The organism is Streptomyces varsoviensis (assembly GCF_000718635.1).
Lineage (GTDB): Bacteria > Actinomycetota > Actinomycetes > Streptomycetales > Streptomycetaceae > Streptomyces > Streptomyces varsoviensis.
Genome location: NZ_JOBF01000001.1, coordinates 618611 through 641010 on the forward strand (window position 1 = coordinate 618611; position 22400 = coordinate 641010).

Sequence of the window (22400 nt, forward strand, 5' to 3'; positions counted from 1 at the left end):
CCGAGAAAGAAGGAACGTGCACGCATCAACCACGAGTGGCGGCTCCTGGATCAGGCCGCTGCGAAGCTCAGCTCAGCGCAGTCACGTACACCTCGTCTGCTTTCCGTTCGCGGGCGGCTCCGCGGGATATTTCCACTCGTTGGCGAAATCGCTCGAACCGGACGTCTCGGTGCTCGGGGTCCAGTATCCAGGGCGCCAGGACCGCCGCCATGAGCCGTTGATCGAGGACATCGGCCGGCTCGCCGACGAGATCTGCGAGGCGTTGCTCCCGTGGGAGACGCAGCCGCTCGCCTTCTTCGGCCACAGCATGGGTGCGGTGGTGGCGTTCGAGGTGGCGCGGCGCTTCGAGCGGGACAATCGCCGCGCGCCGCTCGCATTGTTCGCGTCCGGGCGCCGCGCCCCATCGTGTCACCGTGATGAGGATTCGCATACGGCCGATGACGAGAGTCTCGTCGCCCACCTTCGGTCGCTGGGCGGAACGGACCCGGCTCTGCTCGACGACGACGAGATGAGAAGCGTGATCCTCCCCGTGATCCGCGGCGATTACCGGGCAGTCGAGACGTATCGTGCGCCAACCGCGGAGACCGTGTTGAACGTGCCGATCATGGCGATAACCGGCGATCGCGACCCGAGCGTTTCGCTGGAGGAGGCGAGCGCCTGGCGAGGACACGCGGCGGGACCCTTCGAGATCAAGGTCCTGACCGGAGGCCATTTCTTCATACACGAGCACGTCGCCGAGATAGCCGGCTGTGTTCGACGTGTGCTCATCGACTTCCGTTCCGACCTCACTCGGCCGCTAGGCTGTTCCCGCTGAATGCCGTTTCCGCGCACAGGTGTTGGCCGTGATGGCGCCCGATGAGATCGACCCCGACCGGGGAGAGGACCTGCAATGAACTCCGCAGTGACGGAATGTCCCACCGTGGACGTGAACATGCTCGACCCTGACTTCGTGCAGGACCCCTACGAAACCATGGCCGCATGGCGAGCCCTGGGCCCGGTCGTCTACAACTCGCATCACGACCAGTACATGGTCATGTCGCATCGCAACTGCTCGCGAGTGCTGGGCGACATACGCTATTTCAACTCCGCGAATGTGCTCCCGGAGATGGAGAAGGCGTTCGGCGGACCGACTTTTCTCGGCACCGACGGCGCGCGGCACCAGACGGTCCGCGGAATCTGGGAGCCGGGATTCGAGCGCAGGACTGTCGAGGCCGACTGGACGGCGCGAATACAGCGAATTGTGGACGTGTATGTGGATCACTTCGTCGAACGCCTTCGCTCCGGCGAACCCCTCGACGCCCTCGCGGGGATGACGCGGATCATCCCCACCGTTGTCACCGCCCAATTGCTGGGCGCCGAAGAGGACATGTACGAGGACTTCATCAAGTGGAGTGATGCGACGGCGGCGGTTCTCGGCGCACGGCTGGACCCGACGCCGAGGGGCCAGGAGATCGTCGCCGAGGGCACCGCGGCATCGATCGCCTTGAACTCGTACATCGGCGGCCTCATCGAAAAGCACCGTGCGCAGGGGGCGAGCGATGGATCGCTCATGGCCCAGATGGTGTTCGACGACTTCGCGTCGTCCATGCCCGACCGGGAAATATTGGCGAACGGGACGATGCTGACGGTCGCCGCCAATGAGAGTACGGCCCAGGTGATGGCGATGATGTTGTACGCGCTGGGACGCCATCCCGACCAGCGTCGCGCGCTGGTCGCCGACAGGTCGCTCGTTCCGGCCGCACTCGAAGAGGTCCACCGCTGGTCGACCCTCACGCAGTCGGTTCTGCGCTTCGCCTGTAGCGACGAGTCCCAGGTCGAGGGCTTCACGATCCCCGAGGGCTCCGCGGTCGTGACCCTTCTGGGCTGCGCGAACCGCGACCCCGCTCGCTGGGACGACCCGCACTCCTTCGACATCTTCCGTGCCCGTAAAGCGCACCTCGGCTTCGGCTTCGGGCCGCACATCTGCCTGGGCATTCATATGGCCCGGCTGGAGATGCGTCTTTGGCTGAACCGGCTGCTGGACAAGCTGCCGGACTACGAGATCGCGGGCGATATCGAATTCGGCCCCGACTTCACGCTGCGGGGTCTTCGGGGAATCCCGATCACGGCGGCGTGAGGGAACTTCGCGGCGGCCGGCGCCGATGGGCCGGCCGCCCAGTGCGCGGGGTCCGCGCCGTGGGCGCGCCGCGTCCACAGGCGCCCGCGACCAGGTGTTGCGTGACAGCCCTCAGGCGGAGGCGTCCTGAAGAGCGGAGTGCGGGGCCGGCTGGGGGCCGAGGCGGGACAGCAGTTGTACGCGTGAACTGACCCCCAGCTTGCGGTAGATCCGGGTCAGATGCTGCTCCACCGTGCTGGTCGTGAGGTAGAGCTTGCCGGCGATCTCCCGGTTGGTCAGGCCCTTCGCCGCGACCTTGGCGACCCTCCGCTCCGCGTCGCTGAGCGCGTGCATGTCGACTTCCGTCTCCTCCAGCACGTCCGGCGCGCTGGCCCGTCGGGCGGGTTGTTCCGCGAAGCACGCCTGCCTGATGCTGTTGGCCTTGCGCGCCACCGACCGCGCCCGGCCGGCATCACCGAGTTGGGTGTACGCGTCGCGCAGGGCGGCGAGCGCGTTCGCCAACTCGTACTTGTCCCCGCTCCGGTGCAGCACATCCACGGCCTCGGACAAGATGGCAGGCCGGAGGTGCACCTCACGGGTCGCCGCCAGCAGCCGCATGGTGCGCCCGCGCACCTGGAGATGGCCCTCCGGACCGATCAGGCGGAGCTGCTCGCGGGCGTAGCGCGCGGCCGTCTCGTGGTCTCCGAGTCGCAGGTGGGCGGCGGCCATCTCGGTGCGCCACGGCAGCGTCTCGGACTGGGCCACCTCCCACTGGTCGAGCGTGTCGGCGACGGCCTGGAAATCGTCGAGGGCGACCTGGGCGAGGCCGCGCTCGACGTAGTAGCGGCCGCGTGCCAGCAGATAGGACAGGCCGAACGGCGTCTCGAACATCACGTCCGGCACGCGCAGGGCGAGCGTGCGTGCCGCTTCGTCGTGTTTGCCCTGCAGCGTTTGCGCGGTCAGCAGAGTGTTCAGCGGCTCAGCGGCCATCACACCCCATTCGGCGACCGAGACGAGTTCGAGCGCGGTGGCCGCCCGGGAGACCGCGACGCTGAGCGAGCCCCGGCGCAAGGCGATGTCCGCCGCGATCGCGCAGAACACCGCGCGCCAGGTGGGTGCCTGGAGGTCGAGGCAGGTCTGCATCAGTTCGCGGCACCGCTGCTCGGCTTCCTCCAACCGCCCGGCGTACACCATCGTGTGCAACGCGATCATGAGCGGCAGCAGGTTGATATCGGTCAGCGGCTGTTGCCACAGCGCCTCGTCCGCTTGGACCAGGAGTTCCGCGGTCGCCCCCTGGTTGTGGGAGCTCTGGAAGTGTTCGAGCAGGCGATAGCCGATGGCGCCCGGGGGCATGATCGGCGTGCCGTCCGTCCTGATCTCGTCGGCCACTCGCCGGAAGACGCCCGGATACATGTTGGCCAGCCACATCCGTACCAGCTCGAACTCCCACGAGGGCCGGGCGCCCGGCGGCACGTCGGCCGCCAGCCGCGAGAGCACGGAGCAGGCCTCCTCCACCCGCCCCTGTTGCAGCAGCATGATGATGGGCATCGTCGTGTGCCGGCCCCGAAGCCGGCCGCTCAGCATCGCCTCGGTCAGTTCGGACAGATGCCCGATCGAGGCCCGTAGATCGTCCCGCCACCCCGCCCGCAGCAGTAGGGCCAGAATCTCCTCCCGGCGCCGGCCGTCGGTGTCGGCCTCGTACGCGAGCCGCAGCAGTTCGGTGGCGCGCCGGGTGTGTCCCTCGTCCAGCGCCTGCTGCGCCCCCTTCACCAGGTTCGGTACGGCCGACGGGTCGTCGAGGCGGCCGGAGGCGACGAAGTGCTCCGCGATCGTCAAGGAGTCCGCACCGCATGCCTTGAGCAGGTCCGCGGCGCGCCGGCTCAGCTCGGCTCGGTCCGCGGCCGAGAAGGCGTTGAGCACGGCGCCGGCCATGATCGGGTGCCGCATCCGGCCGGCCGCCACCAGACCGGTCCGGGTCAGCGCCTCCATGGCGACGGCGACCCGGTCCGATGCGACGCCCACCAGCCGGTCGAGGAACGCGAACCGCGACGGATCACCGATCACCGAGATCGCACCCGCGACCCGCAATGTCACCGGATCGCACCGGCGCAGGACGAGCTGGACCGCCCGCTCGAACGCGGGCCCGGTGTTCAGCTCGGCCGGCGGGCCGTCGCCGCGGTCGGCAGCCCGGCTGTCCTCCAGCAACGCGTGCAGCAGCAGCAGATTGCCACCGGTGAGCTGGTGCGCCTCCGCGGCCAGTTCCGTCGAAAGGGACTCAGGGTGTCGCTCGGCCATCAGCTCCGCGACACCGCTCGGCGACAGCGGGCCCAGCGGCAGCATGCGCAAGGAGGACTGCTCGTAGAGCTCGGCGCACAGCAGCCGGGAATTGCTCGGATGCATCTCGACGTCGTCGTTGCGCCAGCCGAGGACGAGCAGGATGCGGGCGAGGCCGGCACGGCGGATCAGATAGATCAGCCAATCCTGGGAGAATGCGTCGAGATACTGAGTATCGTCAATGGCGATCACCACCGGGCTCTGCTCGGCCGACTCCAGAACCGCCGTCGCCAACCCGTCCAACACCCTGGAGCGGCTCACCCCGTCGTACGCCGCGTCGGCGATCAACCGGTGGTCGAGCAAACCCCGAACGATCTCCGTCCTGTCGCGGTCGAAAACCTCACCAGCAAGCAATTGACGCACGATCCCCAAGGAAAGCGAGGATTCGGTCGGCGCCCCACTGGCCCGGAGCAAGCGCGCCCCCGCCGCACGGGCCCGGTCGCCGAACTCCTCGATCAACGCTGTCTTACCGGTCCCGACAACACCCTTGAGCACGACAATCCGCACGCCGCCGGCGGCGGACTCGCCAAAAGCTGTAGCCAACTCGGCGAGCTCGGACTCTCGCTCGATCATGCACGATCCCCTGTCTTTCATGGAGCGGTCCCTGCGTCGCGCGCACCGACAGACCGCGCGAAAGAAGGATCGACAAATGCGGAAATCGACGGAATAAGAACAGACATCAATTCAACAAAAATGGTTCGACACCTCTATGGGCCGACATTGGTCATACCCATGTCTACCCCAGTCGATCATGCAGTTGAACCCGTGGGCAGGACGATGAACCGCCCAGGTTTAGAACCGAGTTGATAGCTGTGAGCTGGGGATTCGTGGCTGCTCGACAGGGATCGGCTCCGTATGCGACAAGCGGAATGTGCCCTTTCTCACCGTGGGGCCGAGGGTGGTCGTACCAGACATTCCACTCAGCGGGGGCAAACGCGAGGTGTGAAAGTGCCTTCCACGACCGCCGCGATCCGACGGCCTCGGTCTCCTTCGAGAGCGACGCGGACCAGTCGGCGGTGCGGCGCGAAGAGGCGTCCATGCCGGTCGACGCTACGAGCGTGGGTGCGGCCGGTCGGCCTCGGCCGCGGGGGCGGCCCAGGCCGCCCGGGGGATCAGGTAGCGCGCCACGGTATAGCGCTTCACCGACCGGAGCCCCGGTGCGCCCGGCGGAACGCGTTGATGCTCCCGAGGTGCCGGGCGCGCTTGGCCTCGTCCCGTACGCCCAGGCCCTCTTCCGGCGCCAGGCACAGCACGCCGACCTTCCCGTGGTGCGCGTTGCGGTGCACGTCGAGCGCGGCCTGGCCGGTGTCCTCCAGCGGGTAGCACTTCGACAGCGTCGGGTGGATGAACCCCTTGTCGATCAGCCGGTTGGCCTCCCACGACTCCCGGTAGTTCGCGAAGTGCGAGCCGACGATCCGCTTGAGGTTCATCCACAGATATCGGTTGTCGAACTGGTGCGTGAATCCCGAGGTGGACGCGCAGGTCACGATGGTGCCGCCCTTGCGGGCCGCGTAGACCGAAGCGCCGAACGTCTCCCGGCCCGGGTGCTCGAACACGATGTCCGCGTCGTCGCCGCCGGTCAGCTCCCTGACGCGGGCGCCGAACCGCTGCCATTCCTTCGGGTCCTGGGTGTGCTCGTCCCGCCAGAACCGGTACCCCTCGGCGCTGCGGTCGATGACCAGCTCCGCCCCGAGCCGGCGGCAGATCTCCGCCTTCTCCTCACTGGACACGACGCACACCGGGATGCCACCGCCGTTGAGCACGTACTGCGTGGCGTACGAGCCGAGTCCGCCGGAGGCGCCCCAGATCAGGACCACGTCGCCCTGCTTCATGTGCGCCCCGTTGCGCGAGACCAACTGCCGGTACGCGGTCGAGTTGACCAGCCCGGGGCTCGCCGCCTCCTCCCACGTCAGGTGCGCGGGTTTGGGCATCAACTGGTTCGCCTTCACCAGGGAGACCTCGGCGAGGCCGCCGAAGTTGGTCTCGTAACCCCAGATCCGCTGCTCGGGATCGAGCATCGTGTCGTCGTGGCCCTCGGGGCCTTCCAGCTCGACGCTGAGGCAGTGCGCCACCACCTCGTCGCCGGGCTTCCAGCGGTGCACCCCGGGCCCGGTCCGCAGCACGACACCCGAGGCGTCCGAGCCGACCACGTGGTGGGGCAGGTCGTGCCGCTTCGACAGCGGGGACAGCTTCCCGTAGCGCCGGAGGAACTTGAAGGTCGGCAAGGGCTCGAAGATCGAGGTCCAGACCGTGTTGTAGTTGATCGCGCTCGCCATCACCGCGATGAGCGCCTCACCGGGCCCCAGCTCCGGCGTCGGGACCTCCTCCACGTGCAGCGACTTGCGCGGGTCCTTGTCCGCGCCGGCGATGCCCTCGAACATCTCGGTCTCCTCGGCGTGCACGGTCACGCCGCGGTAGCTCTCCGGCACCCGCAGCCCGGCCAGTGCGCCCGGGTCCCCTGCCACGATGGCCTGCTGGATCTCCTTGAGTTCCGCGTTCGGCACGGCTTTCCTCTCTTCGCTGGTCCGGCTCACGCCAGGAGGCCCGCGTCGGCCTCGTCGTCCTCGCCGGCGGCCCGCTCACCCGGGCGCCACCAGCGGTATCCGTCCGGCGGCCGTCCGGCCGCGGAGTCCAGGGGGTTGTCACCGGGCCTGCCGAGCCACTCCCGCAGCGCTTCGGCCCACCACGCCGTGTCGACGACCCAATCGAGCGCCGGTTGGTCCACCGGGCGCACCTCTCCCGCCCGCACGCGCGCCAGCTCTACGGTCCAGCCGGCCACGGCGGGCCCGAAGACGGCCTCCGGGTCGGCGACCCCCAGCGCCTCGCCGATGACCGGCCAGCCGATCCCCTCGGCCCGCGCGGCCACGACGGCCCTTTCCACGTAGCGGGAGACCGATTCGGTCAGGGCGCGCCCGGCGCGCAGCGCGGCGAGATCGGTTTCGTGCGGCCAGTAGTGTTCCGGGACGACCGCGTGCCGCGCGCAGCGAGCGACCGCCCACGCCGCCTGCGCGGCGGCGACCTTCGCGTGCAGCGCGACGGGGAGCCCGTCGAGTTCGGCGTCCGCGCGCGCGTCGGCCACGGCCTTCACCGGCCCGCGGTCCGGGTCGTGCCGGCCGGCAGCCGTTCCCTCACCGAGACCACGTCTCGCGCGTTGGGAACCAAACTGATAACCGAACTGAGAACCATGGTGTGCACACGCTCTCCGTCGCCAACACTCATTGCTCATTGCTCATTGCTCATTGCTCATTGCTCATTGCTCATCGCTCGTCGCTCGTCGCTCATTGCTCGTCGCTCACGGACCGGTAGGCCCGACTTCCGGATCACGGGCGCGACCACGCCCATCCCTCCGGCGCCGGCGTCGGCCGGACGGCATGGCCGGGGGACGGTCGCGTCGCGAACGGTCGGGCTCATCAGGCTCAGTCGCGGTAGGCGGTGTCGAGCGCCTTGCCGCGCCACGGGGCGATGTGCTCCGCGACCATCGCGTTCTTGGCCTCAAGACGCTCGTAGGCGTCGCTGCCCACCAGCAGGTGCGAGGGCAGCGTCTCGCCGTCGGTCACCTCGACGATCAGCGCCGCGCCCTTGGCCGGGTCCCCGGGCTGGGCGTGGTTGGCCGCGTCGACCCCGTCGCGTACGAGGTGGGCGGGGGTGCCGTCGTAGGCCGCCAGCCGTGTCCCGGAGACCGACAGGGAGCTGGCGTCGAAGAGGTCGGTGCGGAACGCCCCGGGCTCGACGACCATGCTCTGGATGCCCAACGGGCCCACCTCGGCGGCGAGGGCTTCGCTGATGCCGGCGACCGCGAACTTCGAGGCGCTGTACAGGCTCACCCCGGCCTCGCCCTCGAACCCCGCCCGGGAGCCGATGTGCACGATCTTGCCCTTGCCGGCAGCGCGCATCGTCGGCAGGACCGCTCGCGTCACGTTGATCAGACCGAAGACGTTGACGTCGAACAGCGACCTGCCCTCGGCGTCGGTGACCTCCTCCAGCGCACCCACCAGCACCCGGCCCGCGTTGTTGACCAGCACGTCGATCGTGGCGAACCGATCGACGACCTGCGCGACGGCCCGGTCGATCTGGGCCTGGTCGGTGACATCGAGGGTGACCGGATGGCACCGCTCGGCGCCGCGCAGGTCGTCGGGCAACGCGTCGACACGCCGGGCGCCGACGGCGACATCGTGTCCCGCCTTCAGAGCGTGCCGGGCTATCTCGGCGCCCAGCCCTCGGGCGGCCCCGGTGATGAACCATGTGGCCATGACGGAAACGTCTCCTTCTGCTTCTGTCGGCATCGGTGCTCGCTGCCGGGCCGTGGGCCGCGGTCCACGGCCCGGCGAAGTTCCTTCGTGATCTGGCGGTGCCGCTCGCGGTGCGCGGTGACGATCCGGCAGGCGCCGCGGCCCGGTACGGGACCGGGCCTCGCACCGGCCGCCGGCCCGGGGGGCGAGGCGGTCAGGACCTACAGCCGTACGGTCAGGAACCCGGCCGTACGGTCTGCCCCCGGCCTACGGCCTGCCCGCGTCCGTACGGTCAGGACCCGCCGGCCGTCCGCTCAGGACCCGCCGGCCACCTCGTCGGCGTACTTGCGGTTCATGTGCTCCAGGGCCGCGCCGGCCGCGATGCTCGCCTCCTCGCGCCGCGCGAGAATCCGGGCACGGGCGTCGTGGGATGCCTGGGCGTGGGTCGTCCCCGGACCTTGGAAGTGCGGGGCGACCTGACGGGCGATGAGTTCCCAGGAGTGCCACTTCGCCGTCGGGCCCGCCCAGTCGTGGGCCAGCAGCAGTACGGTGCCGAAGCCGCCGGACTGGTCGACCATGCGCTGGATCTGGCGGCGTACGTCGTCGGCGGTGCCGATCGCGCCCAGGCCGGATTCGTTGACGAACTCGATCAGTTCCCGCGTGCTGCCGTCGGGCAGCACGTGCCCAGGGGTGGCCGCGTTGTCGTTGAGGTGCCGTACCCACTGCTGTAGTCCGAACTCGACGTCGCGGTAGGCCTGCTCCCGGGACTCGGCGACGTGCACGTTCGTGACCAGCCGCCAGGTCGCGCGGTCGGGCGCCGGGCGTCCCGCGTGGGCGGCGCGCTCGGTGGCGATCCCCCAGTGGTACGCCAGGGCGTCGAAGCCGTCCTTGCTCATGGTCGCCCCGAGCGAGATCAGGCTCGTGCCGCGGCTGCCGGCCAGGCGCGCGCCGGTCGGCGACGCCGTCGCGGCCACCGCGATCTCGAAGCACGGCTCGGTGTACGGGCGTAGCTGCAACGTCGCGTCGACCAGCTTGTGGCTCCCGACCGTCGCGGTGACCGTCTCGCCGGCCAGCAGCCGCTGGATGATGTCGAGATGGACCTCAAGGAGCTCGCGGCTCTCGGTGGGGGTCATGCCGATCATGGCGACGTCGGAGGGCAGGGACCCGGGGCCGACCCCGAACATCACCCGGCCCTGAGTGAGGTGGTCGAGCATCACCATCCGGTCGGCCACCCACAGCGGATGGTGGTAGGGGATCGAGGTCATGCCGGTCCCGAGGCGGATGCGGGTGGTGCGCTCCGCCGCCGCGGCGATGAAGATCTCGGGCGAGGCGATGAGGTCCCGGCCGGTCGAGTGGTGCTCGCCGATCCACGCCTCGTCGAACCCCAGCCGGTCGAGGTGCGCCATGAAGTCCAGGTCGTGGCGCAGCCACCACGTCGGGTTCTCCCCCAGCGGGTGGATCGGGGGCAGGAACGCGCCGAAGCGCAGACTAGTCACAAGTTCTCCACCAGGTCGGCGTCCACATCAGTCACTCGCGGCCGCGGCGCTGCCACACGACGGGCGGTGAACGCACCGGCGACGAGCCGATGCGGACGGGTGTGCTCGGGCGGGTCGGTCGGCGCCTGGCGTACGTCCTCGTAGCGCGTGACCAGCCAACGGGTACTGCCGTCAGCGAGCCGCGACTGGGGGAGCGGCCGATCCCGTCGCAGCTCGTTCGGCCCCGGCGGGGAATGGAAGAGTGACGGCGCGGGCAGAAAAGCGGGCAGAAAAGGGGTCAAGACTGGCACTTGGTCGGCATAAGCCATGAATCAACCTCCGAAGAGCTGCGTGCGCCCCACGGTAGGCTCTGCGCCCCACCGGGCCATCCCCTAACTTTCCCGGTAAGCCATCCCCTAGTTGTCACAACCCATCTCTGGGGTCTCTGAGTCTCCCTCTCCACGTCCGACCTGGCGGCGACACTCGTCAACGCCCCCGACGGAACGCGCCGCCGGCCAAGGAAAAGGCGACCCCACGGGGTCGCCCACCACAGCCAGGTTTCCGTACCTGCCCGCGCCGCCACCCGGACCGAGTACGCGGCAACCAAGGCGTACTCCAGCCGAAGCGACCGCGCCCTCTGGGGCTCGGCCGGGATGCTTCCGGGGTTGCCGCGCAGCGGGACTCCCTTGATGAAGCCCGCGGCCAGCAGGGCGGGGCGGCCGCCGGGCGGCTGCGGTCAGGTGCCGAGGGAGCCGCCCCACGTACGCGCCCAGGCCGACAACCTCATCTCCGGTGCCCTGCCCGGTAGATCAGCACTTCAACGAGAGCCCAATGCGGAAGCCCTCTCCTCGCCGGCCCGGGACCACCGGTTCTCTCAGCTGAGCTGCCGCGGCTCGACGGGCCGGGCTGCGCCCTCCGCGACAACGACCGCGGCGAGGAGACCCGCCAACCACACCACCACCCCGAGCCCGCCGCCGAACATTCCCAGAGTCGTTAGGGCCCGCGCCCTTTTCCCCGCCGACGCCGCGACAGTCGCCACAGTGAAGAAGACGGCAGGTCCGCCGCACATCAGTCGGCGCACGCGAGCTGCCCCATTCCCGCGACGAGGACAAAGACGAAGAGCAACTCCGGCCAAGATGCGTGCCGTTCAACAGGGACAGGGCGGGCCCGCCTTGCACGACGAGCGTGAGGTACCGGGAGGACGCGGCCGTAGACGGTGCTCTGCGCCCGCACCCACCCGTCAGGATTTCGCCGCTCCAGTAGGCGGGCTCATCACCTGCTTGTCTCTTTGGTCCGGCCGTCTGCTGAACGATCGGGCGAACGTGAGGCACCATCGGAGCCTCGCGAGACGCCGCCGCTTCCCCCTGGGGCACAACTCCCTGGGACCAACCGCTTCCGGGCACCGCGCGCTGCGGGGCGCCCTCTTGGCGCTGTACGGGGCGTCGTAGACGGCCCAGGTGCGCCCGGCTGGTGCCGCAGCGGACCTCGATCAACTGCGGGGAGCGGACCCGACCGAGCCGCGCCTGGTGATCCCAGGTGGCCCTGCGCCAAGACGACGGGCTCCTGGTTCCTGGAGGGGAAAATCCACGGAACCGAAGGAGGGGTATGCATCTGAAGACAGAGGGGTTCGTGAGTTTCGGGGACAGCATCACGCAGGGGCGGCCGGGTCGCGCGCTGCGTCCTGACGTACGTTTGGGCCTATGACGCCCCCTGAAACCCCGGCTGGTGGCCGCACGAGCGACTGGTGGGCATATCTGGACGAATGGACCCGTCAAGAGGTCGATGCCGATGTACTGCGCGATCGACCGCTGTTGGCGGTCGTATGCGTCCGGGAGGCGCTGCGTCCTCTGGGGGTAGGGCTGCACGAGGCCGAGCGGGTGGTCCACGCGCGGTATGAGGCTCTTGGTGACCGAGTACAGCACACTCCGCCGGATCCGCTCGACCTCCCCTCACTTGCCGCTCGCGCCGCGGCTCTCCCAGGCCGCGTGGCGGCGGTGGAGGCGCTGTGGGACGGCGATACCGTGCACGACTGGTTCGTTGTCCTGGTCGCGGTCTTGGATGCCCCAGAGGGGGAGGGGCACCTGGCGGCCGTCTACCAACGCCGGGGCGGTGCTCCCCCTGTCGACGCCGCCGCCAAAGCCGGCCGGACGCTGGCCGACCACCTTGGTGTGCCGTTCCACTTCGCTTCTCCAGACACCCCCGACGACGAGGCCCCACGCTGGCGGGCACTCCAGCGACCGCAGGAAGGGCCGTGACGCGCGCCTGGAGTTGCCGTAAGGACATGGCCTAGCGACCGCCGTCGGCAGACGCCGCTGACACCAGAGGCGGCCGGCAGCGCCCTCCGGACGGCTGAGGCGAAGCCCAGCAGCGGAGTTTCACCTGGCGGAGCCTCTACCGGCGGCTGTCGAAAGACTATGAGTACCTGGATGCTGGTCACGGAACGTGATCCATCTGGTGCACGTGACGCTCCTGCTGCACCGCGTCGGCAAAAGATTGCTGTCCTGACCGGGACTTCTCAGGCACCTTCTAGCGCCAAAGACCAGCGCATTCGGTCGAGTTCGGTCCTGCCGATGCCGCCGAGCCCGTTAAGGTGTCCCGGTGATCGACGCGAGTATGGACAGAGTGAACCGCTTCCGGGCCGAGGCGGAATCCCGGGATCTGCCGTCGGAGGAGGTGGAGGAGTGGATACGTGTTGCCCGCCCGGCGGTGTACTTGGCGGAGAGCGGTGACGGCCCCCTCGTGGCCCGAATCGGCGGCGTCCCCCTGCTGCCGCACGGCGTGCCGGAGCCGTCCGACCCCTTTGTGGCCTCCGTCGACCTCGCGGCCCTCCCGCCGGGGGCGACCAGCCTTCCTCTCCCCGCCGACGGCCACCTGCTCTTCTTCTCCGGCACCGAGGTGAGCGGCATCGGGGGCCGGGTCTCCGACGCGGTGCTGTACGTTCCCGCCGGGACCCCGACAGCCCCGAGCCCCCTCGAACACAGTTGGCGCGAGCCGTACCGCACCCGTGAACTGCGCACGGTCTGGCACCAGCCGAGCGCACAGATGCCGGAGAGCTACGCCCTCGACAGGTGGGGCGACTTCCCCGAGGACGAGCAGTTCGAACTCGCCGACGAACTCAGCGACGCCTGGGCACACGTGGGCGGCTACCGCCCCTCCTGGACCTTGCAACTCGGCGGCCACCCGGCCTCCCCTCAGAACGACCCCGTCCACGATGCCCGTACGCCCGAGGAGGCCGGCCCCAGCGAGCACGGCGGTCCCGCCCACGCGCAGGACGCCGACGACTGGGCTCTGCTGGCCACCTGGAGGTGCGGCGACGACGTCACGGAACTGGACTCCGGCGTGGCCCACTGGGTGATCCGCCGCCAAGACGTGACAGCCCGGCGCTTCGACCGGGTCCACCGCTACGTTGAAATGGCCTGACAGCGCGGTCCGGACGACCATCTCCCCAGTGGTGCTCATCGGCCGCCCCCTTCCGCCACCGCGCCGATCGACCTGGCCAGCCACACATGTGCGACTGCTACGTGATGCTTCCAGCGCTCCCGCGATTGGGATGGTGACGGAAGCCGAGGCGGCTGCGACTGCCGCGGAGCTGCGGCCGTCGCAGCCGACAGCGAGCAGTTGGCCAAGATCATGTCCCACCCCGCCTCGGTTGTCCCCTGTGGGCGGCCGCTAGACATGCCCGGCCTGCCCTCGACTGAAGAGGTCGAGCCGCCCGTACACCCGCCGACGGCTGGAAGTGCGGACAACTCGCGGCCTGGGGCGTCTCATGGCCGCTGCCCAGGGGGCGCAACGGCGAACTGGTCGAGCACCGGAAGGCCGCACACGCAGCCGCCCCAGCACCGCTCGTTCACGGCTGTTCATCGGCTGAGACGAAGGCGGATGCGCGGCCCCGCGCGAAATCGAGGTCGTCCGGCAGAACTTCCTCAGGCGCGGTTCCTGATCCACTTCGAGGGCCCAGCAGGTGCTCGTCCCCGGGTTAAACTGCTGCGATGTCTAATCGAATAGGTGTACGTCTTGCCCGTTCGGCCGCCGCCGTATCGACTGCGGTCGTGCTGCTGGGGACGGTAGCTGCTTGCGGCGCCGACTCGGCCTCCCCGGCGGACTCGCGCCCGGCCTCCGCGTCGGCCACGTCGTCGGCCGGCTCAAGCCGATCGGCTGGCTCAACGCAGGCGGAGGGAAAAGCGAAAGACGTCTCACCCCCTCGCCGTGCCGGTATGCCGCGGCCAGAAGCTGAACCGTCCACCGCGGAAGATACCGACTCTCCCGGTCGACATGATGGCAGCAACTACGACAACCTCTCGCCCGAAGGCAAGGAAGCGCACGACACCCAGAATTGCGCGAAGATCCCGGGCAAGAAAAAGGGCAGTTGCAACGAGCTGCACCGTAAGTGCCGGGAGAGTGGTGCCACCGCCGTTTCTTCGGCGGGCGTTGAACTCACCTGCCGAACGTCGCCAAAGGACGGCCGTCTACGCTGGCTGGCTGAAGGGGAATGACCAACGCGGTTAGCCACCATCACCGGGGGAGAAGAGGTCGGCAATGACCACCAGCCCGCTGATCACGGCTACCAGCACTACAGCCGGGCCGGGGAGAAGCCAATTGTGATGGTAGGCCGGGAGACGGTGGCCCAGATAATTCATCACGCCTACGCACAGGACAACGGAGTAGCCGCCGCAGCAAACCCGCCCGCCAACCGAAGGGGCGACCCGCGACCCTCCCGTTACACCCCGCCCGAAGGCGCCGACGCCGACAACCTTCACCTGGAGCTACACGCCGAACCCGGTGCCCATCCCGTACTCCAGCTCGGCCTCCGCCGCACGTCGGGGGCCTGCCGATATCCCCGCCCAACTTGAGTCCCAGCCGCCCCGGCCCTTCCGGCCCGCACCCGATTGAGAGTGCCCCGACCTCCCCGCCTTCGCTACGGCTACGAACAAGGATGGACTCAAGACAAGGTGGGGTGTTCAACCTGTCGAGCGGGTCGTCATTGCGGGAGAGGAGTGGACGGACGACGGAGCGGTGTACGAAGTGCACCCGCTCAAGCTCCGTGCGCCGACCGTGACCCGGCCGGTGCCTACCCCGCCGCGGTTCGTGCGCGCCGGGCGCGCACACATCGAACGGGTGGGCATGGCACCGGACGGCCGGGTTGTTCGGTCGGAACATGCTTCCGCACCGACGCCCATGTCGGAGCGTAAGCTGACGCGTCCACGTAGTTGCCAGCCTGATGCCGGCCGTACAGAACTTCTCGCCGGTCTGGCCGAGCGGCCCTACGAGGGTGGATCCGGCCGAATGGGCTCGTCGTGCCGGCTAGAGCATGAAGGTCCTTTTCCGCCACTACGCCAAGTTCTTGGTCGGCCTCCGGCGGCAGGCCAACCGCCTCATCCAGCAGTCCACGCAGGAATGGTCCGCCTCAGCCAAGGGGGGTGTGTGGCTTCGTGCACGTGAAGTAGCTCTGGCTCGCCAGTCGACCCGGGTGCACAGCTCTTACCTGAGGTTTTCAGCGGACGTGCCGAGGGGGACGTCTGGTGGTCCTGCGACTGCGAGTCCGCGGTTTCTTCTGTCCGGAGCCTTCGTGTGCTCGGCAGGCGTTCGCTGACCAGGTGCCGGGACTGACCCGGCGGCACAGCAGGCAGACGGAGCGGTTACGGTCGACTCTCGCCGCGGTGGGTCTCGCCCTCGCCGACCGGCCGACGCCTGGGGGACCCAGGCGTTCGGGGTGTCCATCAGCCGCAGGGCGCGGTGTTGCGAGTTCGCTGACGGTTTGGGCCTCGGCGGGCCGGAACTCGGCAGCGGTGTCGCAGCGGTCCGGGGTGATCGGCCAGGACCAGCATTCGGGCCCGTACTCCGCAGGCAGGGTCAGCCAAGATGCACTCACCGTGCCACCTACGGCGACGGGCCGTTCGGGGAGGTGAGCGCCTGTATCCGCCAGGCATGTACGTGCTCCATGCCGCGGGCGAGCTTGTCGACCAGGTCCCGGCCGGACTAATGGATGTACTGAAGCGTGGAGTCGGTGTGGCGGTGGCTGGTGAAGGGCATGATCGCGTGCAGCTCCCAGTCCATCCGGGCCAGATCGGTCAGGCACAGACGCCGGGTGGTGTGCGTGGAGAACTGCGGGACGCCGGCCGCCACGGCTATCCGGCGTACCACCTTCGACCACGTCCGCAGGCTCAGCGGCTGGCCGTAGGTGTGCCGTGAGCCGGAAAGGAACAGTGGGCCTCTCGCCCGGCTGAGCGTGGCCCGGTGAGCGAGGTGCCGACAGCAACACGCCGGTCGACGCCGAGTACGGGACCACCCGTTCCAGCCGGTTCTTCGTCGTCCCCGCGCGCACCCGCAACGTACGGTGAGCCGGATCCAGGTCATCCGTGCGCAGCGAGCACAGCTCTTCGCGCCGCAGGGCGGCACCGTAGGCCAGGGCCAGCATCACCCGGTTGCGGACCGACTCCGCCCGCGCGACCTCCAAGATCCACCACCGCTGCTGTTCGCTGGGAATTCACGGCAGCTTCCGTCCGGACCGTCAGCCAGATCTCTGCCTGCTGGTGCCGCCCGAGCACAGGCCACTTCTCTGCCAGCACCGTCGTCCCGTTCAAGCGCTCTCCCAAGCCCATGGGTGTATCGGGGAGATATGATCATCCCGGCGGATTCCACGTAACTTCTAAGATGCCCAAGGGCCAGATATTCGGCCGAGCCGGTTTCAGCCTGCTACGCACGTGCGTATCGCTGGCCACCTGATCAATCACCCGACTCTCGGTGGTAGGGCTTCTCTCCACTGAAAGATGATGGGAAGGCGGTAGCGTGGACGCAGTAGTAGCGATCAGCCTGATCCGCATGACCGCTGCAGACCTGGCCCTGGAACCCTGGCAGCGCCCCTCGGACGCTCACCTGGTCCAGTTGGGCCTGGATGCGCTGATGGCCGACATCGAGGCTCCCTCGCTTCCCCTGCTGGCCGGCCTCGCGCGTGGTGAGTATCCCCAGGCCCGCGAGCTGTTTGACCTTGCGCTGGAAGAGTTGGGCCTGCTGCCGCTGGCCTCGGAAGATCTTGCCGAGGCGCGATGGACCGCGGCCCGGTGGTGGGCAGGCCAGATCGTGGGGAGCCAACTCGATCCCGTGCACGGAGCGAAGCTGATCTATGAGGAAGCTGCAGCCGAACTCGACTACCCTGACGCACTGCAACCCATCGTTGATCTGGCGAGAGCCCTCGCCCTGCCGAACGATCGACCTCCGGACCAGCAGCACATTCGCGACCGGGTCACCTCAGCGGCGCGAGACTTTCTCGCCACGGAAGCGCACCAGAACCGCAGCCTTTGAGCCGCGTCGCATGGCCCACTGTGACCGGTTCACGGAAAGTGAGCCAGACCGTGAAGCAGCAGCGTTTGATCAGCAGTTTGGCGGCAGTTAGGGATCTTGAGTGTCGCAGATGTTCACGAGAATGACGTCGCCATGGTGGGATGCCACAGGAGTGTGGCAGAAGCGATCCGTCTCTTGATCACCGGTCGTTAGACTCCCGGCGTTCGGATGCTGCCGGTGGACTGGAAGGCCAAGCCGTGGATGACGATCGTTGGGACGGCTGGCCGGAACGGTGGGTCGGTTCGGACTGCGACGTGAGGGTGGCCGTGAGTGCGATCCCGCGGGAGGTCAGGGACGGGTTCAGGTACGACGAGGTCCCCTGGCAGCGGTTCCGGCACTTCTACGGGCCGGGCGAGGAGATCCCCGGTCTGCTGGTTACGCTCGCGTCCGCGGACGTCGAAGCCGCTGACGGGGCCTTGCGGCAGCTTTGGACGAGTCTGCACCACCAGGGCGGCACGATCGCGGTGGGGGCACTGGCGGTGCCGTTCCTGCTCCGGATCGCGGCGACCGCGCGCCCCGAACTCCGTGCCCAAACCCTTCGCCTGGTCGCCGAGGTCGGCCGGCGTCAGCACATGGGGGACGGATCGCGGGAAGGCCTGCTGCAGGTCGCCGAGGAGCCGATGATGATCGATGGCAGCACGATGTGCCCGGTGAACTGGACTATCCAGGCCGCACGGCAGGCCGTCACGGACGACCTGCATCTTCTGCTCCCGCTTCTCTCCGATCCCGCCCCCGACCCCGATCCCGAGGTCCGCTCCGTGACCGCCTACGTTCTGGCGGCTGCGACCGGTGAGTATTCACGCGTCTCCTCTGCTCTGCGGACCAGGCTGGCGGAGGAGGACGATGCGGTGGTCCGGGTGAGCTTGATCCTGGCGATCGCCCAACTCGCCCGCGAACACGAACACCAGGGTGAACACGCTCCCAAGTGGGCCCGGGGCCTGTGGTCGGATTCCGGACGGCCGCCCGAGGTCCGCATCGGCGCCGGCTTGGCCTGGCTGTGCCTGGTCACCGACCCCGCCCCCGACGAGCTCCGCGCCCTCCTCACCGACCCCGACACCCGTCAATACGACGGCCTGCTCCAGCCGGTGCCATGGCTCACCTGGATCGATCCCACCGGCGTGGGGCTGCGTAGCTGCGTCGACGAAATGCTCAGGGCGAACCTCCCCGAAAACAGTGCCTGACGATTTGGTCCGTGTCCGTGTCCGTGTCGAGGCGAGGCGGTAGGAGCCGGCGCCTGTCCCGATGACGGTGCCGTTGAAGGTCAGGCGGTCGACGACGGCCGCGCAGAGGCGGGGGTCGGTGAAGTCCTTGGTCCAGCCGCCGAAGGACTCGTTGGAGGCGAGGGCGAGGCAGCGCTGGTCAGGGGTAGACCGCTGGGCCGGGCCGGCCGTAGGGCGCTGCCCATGGGGTCTCCGGGACCCACCTACTCAAACGCGTAGCAGGCCGTGGCCAGCAGATGGTCGAGGAGACGGTCGACGTCTTCCGCGCTGTCGCATCCGGATCAGTCCTGGCCTTCCGTCGGGCCAAGGCGCGGAGCAGGTCGTGATGGCCGTAACGGCCCATGCTGGGGGATTCCTGCATGGTCACGTCAGCCAGAGGCTTCAGCACGCCCTCGGTCTCGAAGACGGGCATGCCCCGCAGAGCGGCGGCCCCATGCCGGGGGACCCGCTGGGCCGTCGACAACGGGGACCAGCCGGAAAGCGCGGGCCTGCTCCGCCGGTAGCTGCTTGCAGCCCAGCTCGAAAGCCGCCTCGATGGCGAGGGCGCCGACGCGTAGTTCGTCGAGGCGGCGTTGCTCGTCGGTCAGACGGTCGCTCAGGCTGCGGATGGTCCATCTGGGCCGGGCGGCCAGCCGGAGGGCGACGATCCGTACAGCCAGCGGCAGGAACCCACATGCCTCGGCCAGAGCCAGGGCATCTTTCCGCTCAGCGGCCACCCGCTGCTCACCGATACCCGGCTGAGCAGTTCGATGGACTCGGAGGGATGGAAGCCTTCCAGGTCGGACCGTAACGTGGTGGGCAACCTGGGCCACCTGGACAGCCGATGCGGGGAGGTCACCACGACGACGCAGCTCGCCGAGTCCGGCAGCAGAGCGCGCACCTGGGCGTCGTCCTTCGCGTCGTCCAGCACGATGAGCAACCGGCGTTTGTCGACAGCGGACCGGAACAGTGCCCCTCAGGCCGCCAGGTCGTCGGGCAGGTTCTCGGGGGCGATACCCAAGGCGGTGAGGAAGCCGGCCAGTACCGTCCCCGGGTCCGCAGGAACAGTGTCACTGCCTCGCAGGGCGGCGAAGAGCTGCCCGTACGGGAAGAAAGCCCGCGCCCGGTGTGCGACGTGGAGGGCCAGCGTTGTCTTCCCCCACCCCGCCCATGCCGACGACGCTGACCAACGCGAGAGCCTGGCGGTCGGGGGCGGTCAGGGCTGAGGGATGTGCGCCCGGGGAAAATCAGCGGAGTCGGGCGGGAGTTGTGCAGGCTGGGGCAGTGCCGGGGCGGTTGGCTGCTGCCCCGGGTGCGGCTCGGGTCCGCTTCCCCAGGCCCAGGCCGACGCCCTTGGAACCAGCCGACGCCTGAAGTCATTGCGAGAGGAGTTCCAGGGGCCGGCCCTCGGGCCTACTCGGCGGCTTTCGCGGCCAGTTCGTAGCAGCGGATTCGTGCGTCGGCGTCGTAGACGGACGCGTACAACATCAGCTCGTCCGCGCCGGTCCGCTCCACGATCTCCGCGAACCGGCGGCGCACGGTTTCCACCGTGCCGCGTGCCTGTTCCGCACCGGTGGCCGCTACGTAGCCCCGGTCCGCTTCCGGAATCTCGTGGACGGTTGCTTCTTCCGGGGGCAGCAGGGCTGAGGAGGTCTGCTGGGATCTCGCGACGTCGGTCGGTCGGGCCAGGCGTGCGGCTTCCGCCTCGGTGTCCGCCACGACCGTTTCGATGGCGACCATCACGTAGGGCTGGTCCGCCCACCGTGATGGCGTGAACAGTTCCCTGTAGCGTGCCGCTGTGGTGATGGTCGCCTCCGGCCGGATGTGGTGCGCCAGCGCGATCGGCAGGCCCAGCCGTGCCGCCAGTTCCGCGCTGGCCGGGCTGGAGGCCAGGAGCCACGGGCGGGTGCCGCCCTGGTCCGGTTGCCAGCCGGATATCAGCCGTACGCCGCCTTCGCCGGACAGGTGACGCAGCACCGCGGCCACGTCTTCGTCGTACTCCCTGTCCGTGCTCGGTTCGCCGCCTCGGCGCAACGCCCGCACGATCGACTGGTCGAAGGTGCCCGGGCCGCGGCCGATGCCCATGTCGATACGGTCCGGATGCAGCGTCGCCAGGGTGGCGAACTGTTCCGCGAGCGCCAGTGGCGCGTGGTTGGGAGCCAGAACACCGCCGGACCCGAGTCGGATCCTGCTGGTCCGTGCCGCGAAGTGCGCGATCAGAACCGCCGGCACCACGCTCGCGGAGAGATCGGTCCCGTGATGCTCGGCGAACCAGATACGCCGGTATCCGAGATCGTCCAGACGCATCACGGTTCGGCTGGTCGCGGCGAGTGACTCGGCGGCGGTGCGTCCTCGCTCCGCGATCACGAGGTCCAACGCGGACAGGGGGGTCGGCATGAAGTAAGTCCCATTTCTTACCGACTGGTTCGGGTGGTGTCGGATGGCGGGTCAGTACGTCACTGGGGCGGCCGTCGGCGTGCTGCCCGGCTTTCGGTGGTGCGTCGGCGGAGTTCCGGCTGCGCGAGCGCCGGTGGGACGTAGGCGACGTCGACGGGTCCGACATCGGTTCCCGGCGCCACGATCTCGTCGATGCGATCGAGCAGGTCGTCGTCGAGAAGCGTGTCCGCTCCGGCGAGCAGGTCGTCGAGTTGATCGGGGGTGCGGGGGCCGATGATCGCCGAGGTGACCGCGGGGTGGGCCGTCACGAACGCCAGAGCGAGGTGGGGCAGCGACAGTCCGGCCTGCTCGGCGAGGCGGGCGAGCGCTTCGACGGCGTCGAGCTTGCGTTCGTCGGTCATGTGCCGCGGCGCCCAGTGTAGGCGCCCGGCCGAGGCGGTTTCTCCGCTGCCCCTGCGGAGACGGCCGGCGAGCAGGCCCATCGCCAACGGGCTCCACACCAGCACACCGAGGCCGTAGCGCTCGCAGACCGGCAGGATCTCGCGTTCGATCCCGCGGTTGAGGATCGAGTAGTGCGGCTGTTCGGTGCGGAAGCGGGCAAGCCCGCGCCGTTCGGTCACCCATTGGGCTTCGGCGATGTCGGAGGCGGGCAGGTTGGAGTGGCCGATCGCACGGATCTTGCCCGCGCGCAGCAGGTCGGTCAGCGCGCCGAGGGTTTCCTCCATGTCGGTGCCGGGCTCGGGGTGGTGGGCCTGGTAGAGGTCGATGTGGTCGACGCCCAGGCGGCGCAGCGACCCTTCGACCGCGGAGACGATCCACCGTCGTGAGCTGCCGCGCTGATTGGGGTCGGACCCCATCTGGCCGTTGAACTTCGTGGCCAGGACGACGTCGTCGCGGCGACCGCGCAGGGCCTTCCCGATGATCTTCTCGGATTCGCCGCCGCCATAGACGTCGGCGGTGTCGATGACGTTGATGCCGCCGTCGAGGGCGCGGTGGACGATGCGGACGCAGTCGTCGGGGTCGGGGTTGCCGTACGGGCCGAACATCATCGTGCCCAGGGTGTAGGCGCTGGCCTGGATGCCGGTCCGGCCGAGCGGACGGGTTCGCATGGGTTTCTCCCCGGGGGGTGCCTCTATGTCTTTCGTCGAGGCACTCCTGTCGGTTTTGGGGTGGTTCGGTGTTGGTGGGGTTATGCGGCGAGTTCGATGTTCTTCGGTGTGCGGGGTTGGTAGAGGGTGTTGTCGCGGAGCATGGCGAACAGGACGCTGGTGCGTTGGCGGGCGAGGCGGAGGAGGGCCTGGGTGTGGGTTTTGCCGCGGGCTCGTTGTTTGTC

16 protein-coding genes and 3 pseudogenes are annotated in these 22400 nt (G+C 69.0%); 7 read left to right on the forward strand and 12 right to left on the reverse strand.

Annotation, left to right across the window (positions count from 1 at the left end):
• Positions 1–16 precede the first annotated feature (16 nt).
• Together IF55_RS02470 and IF55_RS02475 are read left to right on the forward strand one after the other, a co-directional pair.
• On the forward strand, positions 17–814 hold the full coding sequence (locus IF55_RS02470) for a thioesterase II family protein (protein ID WP_078643426.1): 798 nt from the start codon (positions 17–19) through the stop codon (positions 812–814).
• 75 nt (positions 815–889) lie between these two features.
• Positions 890–2116 (forward strand): cytochrome P450, encoded by a 1227-nt coding sequence (locus IF55_RS02475; protein WP_078643428.1) that lies wholly within the window; start codon positions 890–892, stop codon positions 2114–2116.
• A 111-nt stretch (positions 2117–2227) separates the two neighbouring features.
• Here IF55_RS02475 and IF55_RS02480 read toward each other — a convergent pair whose 3' ends face one another.
• The 5 genes from IF55_RS02480 to IF55_RS02500 form a co-directional block, all read right to left on the reverse strand.
• On the reverse strand, positions 2228–5023 hold the full coding sequence (locus tag IF55_RS02480) for an ATP-binding protein (protein WP_342668257.1): 2796 nt from the start codon (positions 5021–5023) through the stop codon (positions 2228–2230).
• Positions 5024–5568: 545 nt separating this feature from the next.
• The gene (ccrA, locus tag IF55_RS02485) at positions 5569–6933 is read right to left on the reverse strand and encodes a crotonyl-CoA carboxylase/reductase (protein ID WP_030882091.1); all 1365 of its coding nucleotides are present in this window, start codon (positions 6931–6933) and stop codon (positions 5569–5571) included.
• A gap of 26 nt (positions 6934–6959) precedes the next feature.
• Complete coding sequence (locus IF55_RS02490) at positions 6960–7508, reverse strand: hypothetical protein (protein WP_245661025.1); 549 nt, start codon at positions 7506–7508, stop codon at positions 6960–6962.
• Positions 7509–7845: 337 nt separating this feature from the next.
• Complete coding sequence (locus tag IF55_RS02495; RefSeq protein ID WP_030882095.1) at positions 7846–8679, reverse strand: SDR family NAD(P)-dependent oxidoreductase; 834 nt, start codon at positions 8677–8679, stop codon at positions 7846–7848.
• A gap of 293 nt (positions 8680–8972) precedes the next feature.
• On the reverse strand, positions 8973–10154 hold the full coding sequence (locus tag IF55_RS02500; RefSeq protein WP_030882097.1) for an LLM class flavin-dependent oxidoreductase: 1182 nt from the start codon (positions 10152–10154) through the stop codon (positions 8973–8975).
• 1679 nt (positions 10155–11833) lie between these two features.
• On the opposite strand from IF55_RS02500, the gene IF55_RS36655 reads away from it, so the two are divergent.
• The 3 genes from IF55_RS36655 to IF55_RS39120 all read left to right on the forward strand — a co-directional run bounded on the left by IF55_RS36655 (position 11834) and on the right by IF55_RS39120 (position 14626).
• Positions 11834–12388, forward strand: a complete 555-nt coding sequence (locus tag IF55_RS36655; protein WP_078643431.1) for a hypothetical protein — start codon at positions 11834–11836, stop codon at positions 12386–12388.
• A 343-nt stretch (positions 12389–12731) separates the two neighbouring features.
• Positions 12732–13553 carry a DUF1963 domain-containing protein gene (locus tag IF55_RS02510; RefSeq protein ID WP_030882103.1) on the forward strand — a complete coding sequence of 274 codons (822 nt, stop codon included), beginning with the start codon at positions 12732–12734 and terminating at the stop codon, positions 13551–13553.
• A gap of 794 nt (positions 13554–14347) precedes the next feature.
• A complete protein-coding gene (locus IF55_RS39120; RefSeq protein ID WP_157854353.1) occupies positions 14348–14626 on the forward strand; it encodes a hypothetical protein in 279 nt (92 codons plus the stop codon).
• Between the two features lie 1483 nt (positions 14627–16109).
• On the opposite strand, the gene IF55_RS02515 is transcribed toward IF55_RS39120, so the two are convergent.
• On the reverse strand, positions 16110–16487 hold the full coding sequence (locus IF55_RS02515; RefSeq protein ID WP_281180907.1) for a tyrosine-type recombinase/integrase: 378 nt from the start codon (positions 16485–16487) through the stop codon (positions 16110–16112).
• Positions 16462–16548 (reverse strand): annotated as a pseudogene (locus tag IF55_RS41125) (hypothetical protein); the annotation flags it as partial. The pseudogene IF55_RS41125 and the gene IF55_RS02515, both read right to left, overlap by 26 nt.
• Before the next feature lie 404 nt (positions 16549–16952).
• On the opposite strand from IF55_RS41125, the gene IF55_RS02520 reads away from it, so the two are divergent.
• Positions 16953–17432, forward strand: coding sequence for a hypothetical protein (locus tag IF55_RS02520; protein ID WP_048831457.1), 480 nt, complete (start codon positions 16953–16955; stop codon positions 17430–17432).
• Between the two features lie 236 nt (positions 17433–17668).
• Complete coding sequence (locus IF55_RS40305; RefSeq protein WP_245661026.1) at positions 17669–18652, forward strand: hypothetical protein; 984 nt, start codon at positions 17669–17671, stop codon at positions 18650–18652.
• On the opposite strand, the pseudogene IF55_RS40310 reads toward IF55_RS40305, so the two are convergent.
• The 5 genes and pseudogenes from IF55_RS40310 to IF55_RS38130 form a co-directional block, all read right to left on the reverse strand.
• Positions 18647–18817 (reverse strand): annotated as a pseudogene (locus IF55_RS40310) (ATP-binding protein); the annotation flags it as partial. The gene IF55_RS40305 and the pseudogene IF55_RS40310 sit on opposite strands and share 6 nt — an antisense overlap.
• Positions 18818–19286: 469 nt before the next feature.
• The gene (locus IF55_RS39125) at positions 19287–19610 is read right to left on the reverse strand and encodes a hypothetical protein (RefSeq protein ID WP_157854355.1); all 324 of its coding nucleotides are present in this window, start codon (positions 19608–19610) and stop codon (positions 19287–19289) included.
• A gap of 473 nt (positions 19611–20083) precedes the next feature.
• Entirely contained in the window at positions 20084–21067 is a 984-nt protein-coding gene (locus IF55_RS02540; protein WP_030882110.1) for an MsnO8 family LLM class oxidoreductase, read from the reverse strand.
• 59 nt (positions 21068–21126) lie between these two features.
• Entirely contained in the window at positions 21127–22176 is a 1050-nt protein-coding gene (locus IF55_RS02545) for an aldo/keto reductase (protein WP_030882113.1), read from the reverse strand.
• Between the two features lie 80 nt (positions 22177–22256).
• Positions 22257–22400, reverse strand: a pseudogene (locus IF55_RS38130) (IS110 family transposase); the annotation flags it as partial.